The organism is Bacillus sp. CGMCC 1.16541 (assembly GCF_003184905.1).
Classification (GTDB): domain Bacteria; phylum Bacillota; class Bacilli; order Bacillales; family Bacillaceae_H; genus Priestia.
Genome location: NZ_QFRU01000044.1, coordinates 1 through 10,525, shown reverse-complemented (window position 1 = coordinate 10,525; position 10,525 = coordinate 1). Strand labels below are relative to the sequence as shown.

Sequence of the window (10,525 nt, the reverse complement as noted above, 5' to 3'; positions counted from 1 at the left end):
AAGCTGTTATAGATCGATTAATTCACCATTCTCACTTAGTAGTATTTAAAGGACCGCCAACAATCCTTCAATTCTTTAATTTTGCAATAAAGATTCCTTCATTCGGTTACGTTGGCAAGCAACATTTTTGATTGCCGTTTACAACATTTTTTGCTTGCCAAATACAAAAATTCCCCATTCTTGACCATAGCTTCTCCACTCCATAAAAGTATGTAGTTTTTAAACTATTGTTTTATATTTTAGGGGAATTTGAAACCGTTGTTATTAGGGATTTTATCACCGTTGGTTACAACTAAAGTGCAGGACTCTGCATTTTTCCTTTGCAAAGCTCTGCACTTTTATTTTGCAATACACACTTGAAGCTGTTCATAGGGGATTCAATGTTTATTTCGCTACAATGGGCGAACTTGTGCAGCTTTTAAAGTCAGAAGAATACCTGAATAAATCTAAAGTTCAGCTCAGAAGGATTAGAAATGCAGACCTGGTGATTATTGATGATTTAATGTATATGGCAATGGATCAGAGAGAAGCAAACTTATTTTTTCATTTGATTAATCATTTATACGAACGAAGTTCAATCATCCTAACTTCAAATAAAAGTCCAGATGAATGGGGTAATCTAATTGGAGATCAAGGGATCACAACAGCTATTTTAGATCGTTTGCTTCATCGTGTGGAAGTCATCCATGGTGGAGAGGACGAGGAAAGTCATCGCATGAAAAATCGGAAAAGTATTTTTTCAGCAGAAGTGTAAAATGGAAACGAGCAAAAAGTGTAAAATTTAACTTGACGTCTACAGGTGCCCCTTTATTTGTTTTGACTTTCTCACATGCTTTGAATAGGTTATTATTATCAATCACTCTATCAATTAAATCGATACCATCTTGTCGTCCTACTTCATTAAAGACAGGACTACACACTCTCGCATATTCTTCAGTTTCCAACTTATCCTTTTGCGAGCAGTCATCTTTCGATGTTTTCTGTGGTCTTTGCACTGTCCTTACCTCCGTATTTCTTCAAGATTGTTATTGTTCGGCCCTTCATTCGTTAAGAACTACTATGGCCTCTGCTGACTTCTTACAATTCAGCTTGCAATCACTGACATGCTTGTTCCTGTGAGATATTCCATCTCTCTTGTCGGGAACACTTGTAAGACCTCCCCGGGTAAGAGCTATAACCTTCCTCCCATGTAACTGCTGTATTTACTGTATGGAACTCGTGCAGTATCGGACTTTGTTTTGTTTGGCAAACTCGTCCATTCCAATTCAGCCTTATATACAGTTTCTGTCCGTCAGTTCGGGATTTTGCCTCCGGCTTCCTTCAGATTCCACCTCACGATGGACACCCTTGCCATTGGCTAACAGTTCCTACTGCCAAGCCTGTAGTGGACTTTCACCACCAAGTTATAGCCCATGCCGGGCGCACCAAATAAGCCCGCCAAGCCAAATTCAGGCCCAGCAGGTAATTTCATCTAACCAAAACATGTTCATCTTTATAATTCTTCTCAAACCGCCATGAATCACGACACATAGCTAGAATATCACGTTTAGATGTCCAACCGAGTTCCCTTTCAGCTTTAGAAGCATCAGCATAACATGAAGCAATATCCCCAGGTCTACGATTAACAATATCATAAGGAACTTCAATATCATTCGCTTCTTCAAAAGCCTTTACTAACTCAAGTACACTAGTACCTTGGCCAGTACCTAAATTATAAATATGAACACCTTCAGTAAGATTATCCAGTGCTGCTACATGGCCTTCAGCTAGATCCATTACGTGGATATAATCCCGAACACCCGTCCCATCTACCGTTAGGTAGTCATTACCAAACACTCTAAGCTTGTCCAATTTTCCTTTTGCCACTTGTGTTACATAAGGCATCAAGTTATTAGGAATACCATTAGGGGCTTCACCGATCAATCCACTCTCATGAGCACCAACCGGGTTAAAGTAACGAAGCAATGACACCGAGAAAGCAGGATTGGCTCTAGCTATATCAGTTAAAATCCGTTCGCTCATAGCTTTTGTCTCACCATAAGGGTTAGTAGTTGGTAAAAGATCCATAGTCTCTACAAAAGGAACAATATTGTTACCATATACTGTAGCCGATGAACTAAATACAAACTTATTTACATTATATTTTTCACAAGCCTTTGCAATGACCATTGTACTAACTAAATTATTATAATAATATTCTAAAGGCTTTTCTACAGATTCTCCAACCGCCTTAAGACCAGCGAAATGGATAACACCATCAATATCATAAGACTCAAAAACAAATTCGACAGCTTGATTATTGGTTACATCTATTTCAAAAAAAGCAACTTCCTTACCTGTAATTTTTATAATACTTTCGATATTTTCCCGCTTACTATTACAAAGATTGTCAGCAATAATAATTGAATGTCCCGCTTCTATTAATGCTATACAAGTGTGTGAACCGATATATCCGGCACCACCGGTTACAAGTATGTTCATTTACACTATTCACCTCATTTAATATACAATTGAAATTATACACACTTGTGAGAGTGTATTAACTTTTTGTTTATCTCTATTGTCATAGAATTAAATATAATTCTGCCTCAACAATTGTTGAGAATAAGCTATTAAGTTGCAAATTCTACTAATCTTATTTTTTTGCTGTCATTAGTCCTAAATCATTCTTTATTTTTGTGGTGGATATTTCTGGAGTTCTACTTAAATAAGAAACTTCGCAATAATCTTTCAAATAATCAAACTTACCTTTCCAGTCATCCCCCATAACAAAAACGTCAACCTTAAACTCCTGAATGTCTGTTATCTTTTGCTCCCAATTATGTTCTGGTATTACTAAATCAACGTATCGAATAGACTCCACTAATTTTTTTCTTTCATCATATGAGAAAAAACTCTTTTTTCCCTTTAATTCATTAAATTCATTTGAAGATATAGCTACTATTAAATAATCACCTTTCTCCTTAGCTCTTTTTAATAGGTTAATATGCCCATAATGAAGCAAGTCAAATGTGCCATAAGTTATTACTTTCTTCATAATAAAACTCCTTTTTATTTTAAATTTCTTAATCAGTATTACCCTTTACCACATTATCTATCAATTCTACAAGCTTAGTAGAAGCATTTCCTTTTTCATTGATTCCAATTTTAGAGAGGAAACTATTTAATCTTAAACTATATAAACCTTCATCAAAATTATTAAGTAATGATTGTAATTGATAATTATTTTCTGCCACTGGGTACGGTAAGTGGTTTAATTCAAAATAAAAATTTCTATCTTTTTCATAAGATTTAATATCAGATGCGTATAAAATAACTATTTTACCAGTTAACGAAAACTCAAACATAGAACTTGAATAATCCGTAATTAATATATTACTAGCAGCAAGTAATTCATACATATCATCATAGTCACTTGCATTTATTATATTTGATGTATATTCCATTAATTTACTTTTCATGGATACATTAGGATGTAATCTAACTAAAACACACCATTTACCACCCCATTTTTCTTCTAATGTCTTTAATAATTTATTGAAATCTATATCATAGGCGTCTGTAGTACCATCAGCTCTAAATGTAGGAGCATAAATTAGTAACTTCACATCGTCACTAATTTTAAAATAACTTCTTACTTTTTTTTCTACCTTGTAATCATAATTTACTAAGATATCACATCTAGGTGATCCATACTCTAAAATTTTATTGTCATACCAAAATGCTGTACGGTACATATTTGTGCAAAGGCTACTATTTGATATAAAAACATCCGCCATTTTTGAGTCCTTTATTGCATTTTCAACATACAATCTATCTAGTTTATTCTCTACATCTTTTTCAACTTTTTTTAAAGCAACCCCACCGTGCCATGTTTGTATATAATACTGTTCTTTTCGTTTTGGAGGATAAAAAGCTTTTCTACAATTGTCAATCCATACTTTTGCAGTCACTAATTCATATAAAGCTTTAAAAGAACCATATTCTACAACACGAATTCCTCTTGGGAACTTCACTTTATTAATTAGATCCTTTTTCAGAAGCCAGACAATATCATAATTATTACCTTTTTTAAGTAATTCCTCCGATATATATTTACCATTATCTCCAAAACCTTTACCGTAATAATTACTTATAGCAATCTTATTTTGCTTAACAGGAAAAATCCAAAGTAAATAACAATAATTCCCTTGTGTTAGTTTCCTTAATAATCTAAAAAGATAAAAAGATAACAACCTTTTTAATAAACTACGCATTTTTAATCACATCTTCCTGAAATACTTAATTTTCTACTACACATCCTGACCTTTATTACTACTAATTTTCACCCTATTGTTCCATACTATTATAGATCTATAAATAAGTATTATGGCCTCTGTTATAACCGTTAGGTAACATAGCGTAATTACGCTAAAGTTTCCTGAGTATAAAAGAAAGATTAACCCGATTACATGGAATACTGAAGCAAATATTATCGATAAATTCGCTTGTTTAGAAAGTCCCATTGGTGTTAAAACAGGGAAACCTAAAATATATATTATTGGCGTCATAGCAACGATAGGGAGTAATAACCGTAATATATTGCCCGCCTCTCTAAATTCTTCCCCCAAGAGAAAAGCAGTAAAATCATTTGCGAAATAACCAACAACTATACAGCCTATAACAACTGGTGGCATTAAGATATATAGTATCTTCCTCACCAATTTAAAATCCCTATTTCTAACCATATACGGGAATAAACTATCAGCTATAGGAGAGAAACCGCTTTTAGCAGTGCTCACTAATTTATCAGCAGAACTATACAAACCTACAACACTATTACCAATTGGATACATTAAACCCAATATAAAGGTATTAGTTGATGAATAGACCGTTGTAGCAATCCTTGAATAGAAGAAAGAACTAGATTTCTTGAATACATTCCAGATATACTGAGGACTGACTTTAACTAATCTAATGCCAACTACTCTAAAAGCATGGATATACACTACAGATAATGCCGTAATATTACCAACTGCAGTAAACAAAGGTATTAAATAATATTGCTCTTTATCCTTTAAAAACAAAAACAATAAAATAACAAACAGCGCTTGAATAAACACTGTTTGTAATGTGATTGTTTTCATTTTTTCTATACCTCGATAAAGAAAATCCGGGAGAAATGCTCCTGAAATAATTGAAAGAAATACAAGAACGTACAACAAACTATCTTCTTGAAACCGAGAAATAGTCAATATTAATATTGTTAGAATAATGAAAGAGACTGTAGCAAGAAAGCCCTTGATTACATTGACTGCAGTTACTAATTTAGATAACTCTTGGATATTATCTCTTTTATTTGAAACTTCTTCTGTAGCTGATAAAATAAAGCCAAAGTCAATCAGCAATCTAAAATAAGCCATTAAGGCTAAAGCAAATCCTACCCTGCCAAAATATTCGGGTCCTAATATTCGGGTTTGGTATGGTACCGCTATAAAAGCAAAGAAATACGAGGAAAATACTAGAATATATAAAAATATGGTATTCTTAAATAAAATACTTTTTTTGTTATCAGTCATTTTGCTACTCTCTTCTATTATTACATTTTTTGTTGAATTTTAACGTACCTTGAAACAACGGGCGGCGATTGCCCCCGAAATTTACTCCTTCACCTTGATTAAGGTGCATAGTCATAAAGACTTAACGTCTCAGATTGTTGAAAAACCCCTCAAATTTTAGAAATTCACTAAATAAAAAAAGGGGGTTCTTTGTATTACTTCTTCTTCAGTACAGGATATAGGGTAACTACTACATCTTGTATTTAAAACTTGATAAAAAGCTGCCGAGACTTCCTCGTGGGCCTGAAACTTAACAATTTTTTCTATACTCTGTATTTTCTTTTTATCTATTAAATGCACCATCTATTACCGTTAAATGTAGCCTCACGGTTTATTTACTTTTTATTTTCTTACATCTATAGTCACTTTTTTATAAAATAACAAAGTGACTATAGATAAAAATAACCAGTAACTAGTTACTCCTGTTCCTAAAAATATAATATAAGAAAAGATAATTAAAAATATAGACAGGTTTTCTTTAACAACTACCCTTTTAAAGATCGTTGATAAGTACCAAAATATTACCAAAGAAAACACTCCATATATTCTTAGATAAGAAAAAAAGTAATTATGTGGCCTTATTTCCCTAAAAGCTTGATCTCCTTCAACTGCTATTTCCCTATTATAATTTATAAATTCTTCGCTACTCATCCCGGTCAATAACTTCTCTGGGTTTTGCTTATATATTTCTAAAAGATTCGTATTTACTATAAACCTGAAGTAGTTCGAATAGTCTGTTATAGTAAAAAAACGTTCAACACCTTGTCCATATGACTGTAATAAGTTTAATTTGTGTAAATTTGAAAAGTAACTTGATATTAAGATCAACAGTAAAATACTAATAATAGAAAGAACCTTAAAATTCTTTAATCCACTTACAATAATTTTTGCAGCTATGCTGCTTTTATTATTAATAATCGTATTAACTACAAAAAATATACATAATCCCAGCAAGTAACTTTTTGAGAATGTCAACAGGCCTAATATTAACAATATATTCCCAAGATTCTTGTACTTAATTCTAATCATTAAAAACAGCAACAATAATGTTAGTCCACCCTGGTTTGCTTCCTTTAAACCTGTATAAATATACCTGTCATTATATCCTAAATATATTATTGAATATATAAAAACAAACATTAGCGAGATTAACAATATTTTAGAAGTATTGATATACTCTGATGTTGTTTTTTCATTATCAATTAATTTATCAACAATAATTAAACCTATTAAATGTAAATGAGAAATAGTTGAATTTATTATACAAAAATACAATATAATTGGTAGAAGTATTAAGTCTTTAACCTTCATTTTCCCATTTTTAATTGTGTAATTAAAATAATATATTAGGATAATAGCAGCGAATAAATACTCATCAAGAGGTAACCCGAGTTCTCTAAAAAAGTTAATTGGCAGCATAAAGATTATAACGAATATTAAAAATATAACAACTCTATTAAGATTTATATAATTCCCACTGTCGATTCTCACTTTATTCCCTCAATCCAAATAGTGTTCTTTATTAATGGTGCTTTTTGAGACCACTTTTTATAATACATTATGATTTTTCATCAAAAAGACTCCAATTATCCCCAACTTAAAAATCACTATATTATTAAGAGCCTTCTATTACCTTACTTTTTTTCAAGTTCAACCTTGTAAAAGAAGTGGGACAGCATACCTTTTAATATTGAAAAGCTTAATTTAGCTCTATAGATATCTAATCTCATAATATAATACAATATAATAATTATGCGTCTCGTTATCCTCATAAGTTTAAATATAAAATTATAATGATGTTTATTTAGAAGAAACATCTCCGCAGCACCACCATTATAAGACTTTTCACTTAGGTTTTTCTTTTGATCTATATCTTTATCATCCCAAGGATGGAATACTTCAATTGTATTATCATAATATATCTTAAAACCTTTATTCATAGCTCGCAGAGGATAATCATAATCTTCCCCACCTTGAAAAATAGTTTTTGCGCCCAATCCTAATCTTTCATCAAACCCTCCCACTTTATTAATCACATTGCGTTTGTAGAACATTGAGATAGAAGCCATAAGTTTCATAACATTTTTCCTATTAACTTCCTGACTAGGAACGTTATGCTGTACTTTTCTCCCTCCCGGTACATTATTAGTCATTTTTATAGAAAGAATTTCATAATTATAATTATTGAAAAAGTCGTTTATTTTTTCTAACATATTTTCTGAATAAATACAATCATCATCAGGAAAAGCTATTATATCACCCTCAACATGCTTTAAACCAATATTTCTTGCTTTTGATAATCCCTTTTCAGACTTAATATGTTTAATTTTATAATACTCTTTAAAACTATCTACAATTTTATTTACTCTGTCGTCTAGATTCTGGTCTACTAATATAAGTTCAAAGTCTTTATATTCTTGTTTGCATAAGCATTCCAAAAAAGATTCTAAAAAGTCAGTTCTATTTACAGTACATAGTATTAGTGAGTACCTAAACTTCTTCACAAAAATCACCTCCATATTACCCATTTAATTTGATTAATACTGACAATTAGTAATTTGACTTTACTTTATAAATCTCAAATTTAAGATCTTAAAAATTTATTATATACGATAATTCTCGCTTTATTAGGTAGTAATGATACAATGGCATGAGGTAGCGCGGACATAACAAAGTCAAATTTTGTATAAAATCCCAATTTCACAAGATGCCATTTAAAATTAAGTGTATTTTTAAAATAGTTAAATCCACCTCTTCTTTTATACATATTTTCATTAGCACGCATATAAACTAACGGCTCATCTATATTTGCACAAACGGCGCCATCCATAATCATCCTAACCCATAAGTAGTAATCTTCATAAAGACTAAAGTGCTTATATCCCCCAGCCCTTAAAACAGCACTTTTTTTATACATTACAGCTGGATGATTAAAAGGGTTTCTCTTTTTTGAAAATCTTATGATTTCTTCATGTGTTATAGGTATTTTTTTTATCGAATGAATACTATTTACATCTTCCTCAAACTCAGCAACTGCTGAACTAATAATCGATAGAGACTTATTTTGGTCAAATAACCTTAATTGTTTTTCACACCTATCTTTCATTGATATATCATCAGTATCCATACGTGCAACCAATTCTGAACTGCAGTAATTTAACCCAACATTTAACGCTTCTCCTAATCCTTTATTTTCCTTTAATGAGATGATTTTTATTAAACTATTTTCTTCAAACTCTAAAATTACATTATCAAGTTCTTTCGTTAGCTCACCATCTTTAACTATTATTATTTCAAATGGTTTGATAGTTTGATTTAATATACTTTGTACACTTTCTCGAAGAAAAACGGGATTTTCTTTATAGTAAACAGACATTAGAACCGAGTATTTAACATTTTCCACACTAATTCACCTTTTTATTTTATATAATTTCGACCTTTTGATTTTCTATTAAAGGATAATTTTAGTGATTGAAATCAATTATTTTTAATATCAAACACTTTAAATAAATTACCTTGCCCCTTCTCCTGTTAAAACAATACGAATAGTTTTTATGATTATTTTTAAGTCTAACATTACGGATCTGTTCTCTATGTAAAATAGGTCAAGCTTCAGCTTTTCTTTAGGCGTAATATCATAACCACCATTAACCTGAGCCCAACCAGTCACCCCAGGTTTGACTGCCAAACGTTTAACAAAACCAGGAATTTCTTCATTAAACTGAGCAGTAAAAATCGGGCGCTCAGGACGAGGACCTATCATACTCATATCACCTTGCAATACATTAATTAATTGTGGAATTTCATCAATTCTGGTTTTCCTTATAAAAGCACCAATTTTCGTTACCCGAGGGTCATTCTTATCTGCCCACTGCGCTCCTTTTTTCTCAGCATCCACACCCATTGATCGTAATTTAATTACTCTAAAATATTTACCATTAAGGCCCACACGCTCTTGAAAATAGAACGCTGGTCCTGGTGTCTCTAACTTAATTGCAATACAAAAGAATAATAAAATAGGAATTGTAACGATAAGTCCAGTTAGAGCCATTGTGATATCCATTAACCGCTTAATCACCGAATATAATTGGGGGTAGGCATAACCCTTTTCTACCTCTGTATCAAGAGTTACAGCGTACTCTTCATGCAAATTGTTATGAATTTTCCTTAAAGACACCCGTCTCACCTCCATATTCTCTATATCTATCACAAAAATATATGTTGTATCTTCACAACACTAAATTTTTTTTCTATATAGCACCTTTACTAATACTGATTTAATGGCAAGTGTAAGATTAAATACTGAAAAGCCCTATACTCCACATCAAAATTCACTTATGTATCATATTAAGTTTTTTTATACTTCAACCTTACTGTCCTGTAACATTTTCTGCATAAATGGAATTAACTCTTCACGTAAAGTCTTATCTTTTAACGCAAACTCTAATGTCGTCTTCACAAACCCAATCTTCTCCCCAACGTCATAACGACTTCCTTCAAAGTCATACGCAAATACACGTTGAATTTGGTTTAGTTGTTGAATCGCATCCGTTAGTTGAATTTCGCCACCGGCACCTGTTTCTTGTTTTTCTAAAAACATGAAGATTTCTGGTGTTAGGATGTAGCGTCCCATGATCGCTAGATTCGAAGGAGCTGTCCCTGCTTTTGGTTTTTCAACGAAATGATTGACTTGGTAACGACGCCCTTCTTGTTGCGCCGGGTCGATGATGCCGTAGCGATGTGTTTCGTTTTCTGGTACGGTTTGCACACCAATAACGGATGATAGCGTTTTGTCGTATTCATTGATTAATTGCTTTAATCCTGGTGTTTCCGCTTGAACGATGTCATCTCCAAGTAAAACGGCGAATGGTTGTAATCAACGGTTGTAAAATACTCAATAACAACGGTTTTAAATTCCTCAAAAATAA

The 10,525-nt window shown here is 32.0% G+C and carries 8 protein-coding genes and 2 pseudogenes; 1 reads left to right on the top strand and 9 read right to left on the bottom strand.

The features are described from left to right. Positions 1 to 355: 355 nt before the first annotated feature. Positions 356 to 754, top strand: a pseudogene (locus DIS06_RS19645) (ATP-binding protein); the annotation flags it as partial. A gap of 713 nt (positions 755 to 1,467) precedes the next feature. Here DIS06_RS19645 and galE read toward each other — a convergent pair. The 9 genes and pseudogenes from galE to DIS06_RS19600 all read right to left on the bottom strand — a co-directional run. Further along, positions 1,468 to 2,481: a UDP-glucose 4-epimerase GalE gene (gene galE, locus DIS06_RS19640; protein ID WP_110114934.1), complete on the bottom strand. Its 1,014-nt coding sequence runs from the start codon at positions 2,479 to 2,481 to the stop codon at positions 1,468 to 1,470. 154 nt (positions 2,482 to 2,635) lie between these two features. Further along, positions 2,636 to 3,037 (bottom strand): glycerol-3-phosphate cytidylyltransferase, encoded by a 402-nt coding sequence (tagD, locus tag DIS06_RS19635; protein WP_110114933.1) that lies wholly within the window; start codon positions 3,035 to 3,037, stop codon positions 2,636 to 2,638. A gap of 28 nt (positions 3,038 to 3,065) precedes the next feature. Next, positions 3,066 to 4,256 carry a CDP-glycerol glycerophosphotransferase family protein gene (locus tag DIS06_RS19630; RefSeq protein ID WP_110114932.1) on the bottom strand — a complete coding sequence of 397 codons (1,191 nt, stop codon included), beginning with the start codon at positions 4,254 to 4,256 and terminating at the stop codon, positions 3,066 to 3,068. A gap of 36 nt (positions 4,257 to 4,292) precedes the next feature. After that, a complete protein-coding gene (locus DIS06_RS19625) occupies positions 4,293 to 5,558 on the bottom strand; it encodes an oligosaccharide flippase family protein (protein ID WP_110114931.1) in 1,266 nt (421 codons plus the stop codon). Between the two features lie 381 nt (positions 5,559 to 5,939). Then, positions 5,940 to 7,088 (bottom strand): hypothetical protein, encoded by a 1,149-nt coding sequence (locus tag DIS06_RS19620; RefSeq protein ID WP_110114930.1) that lies wholly within the window; start codon positions 7,086 to 7,088, stop codon positions 5,940 to 5,942. Positions 7,089 to 7,231: 143 nt separating this feature from the next. Continuing rightward, positions 7,232 to 8,101, bottom strand: a complete 870-nt coding sequence (locus DIS06_RS19615) for a glycosyltransferase family 2 protein (protein WP_162596042.1) — start codon at positions 8,099 to 8,101, stop codon at positions 7,232 to 7,234. An 80-nt stretch (positions 8,102 to 8,181) separates the two neighbouring features. Next, positions 8,182 to 9,000, bottom strand: a complete 819-nt coding sequence (locus DIS06_RS19610; protein WP_110114928.1) for a glycosyltransferase — start codon at positions 8,998 to 9,000, stop codon at positions 8,182 to 8,184. 108 nt (positions 9,001 to 9,108) lie between these two features. Next, the gene (locus DIS06_RS19605; RefSeq protein ID WP_110114927.1) at positions 9,109 to 9,789 is read right to left on the bottom strand and encodes a sugar transferase; all 681 of its coding nucleotides are present in this window, start codon (positions 9,787 to 9,789) and stop codon (positions 9,109 to 9,111) included. A gap of 165 nt (positions 9,790 to 9,954) precedes the next feature. Then, positions 9,955 to 10,470 (bottom strand): annotated as a pseudogene (locus tag DIS06_RS19600) (UTP--glucose-1-phosphate uridylyltransferase); the annotation flags it as partial. Between the last annotated feature and the right edge of the window lie 55 nt (positions 10,471 to 10,525).

Excerpts from the sequence above, each read along its gene's own strand:
- tagD (WP_110114933.1), bottom strand. The coding sequence starts at position 3,037 with ATGAAGAAAGTAATAACTTATGGCACATTTGACTTGCTTCATTATGGG.
- DIS06_RS19625 (WP_110114931.1), bottom strand. The coding sequence starts at position 5,558 with ATGACTGATAACAAAAAAAGTATTTTATTTAAGAATACCATATTTTTA.
- galE (WP_110114934.1), bottom strand. The coding sequence starts at position 2,481 with ATGAACATACTTGTAACCGGTGGTGCCGGATATATCGGTTCACACACT.
- DIS06_RS19630 (WP_110114932.1), bottom strand. The coding sequence starts at position 4,256 with ATGCGTAGTTTATTAAAAAGGTTGTTATCTTTTTATCTTTTTAGATTA.
- DIS06_RS19605 (WP_110114927.1), bottom strand. The coding sequence starts at position 9,789 with ATGGAGGTGAGACGGGTGTCTTTAAGGAAAATTCATAACAATTTGCAT.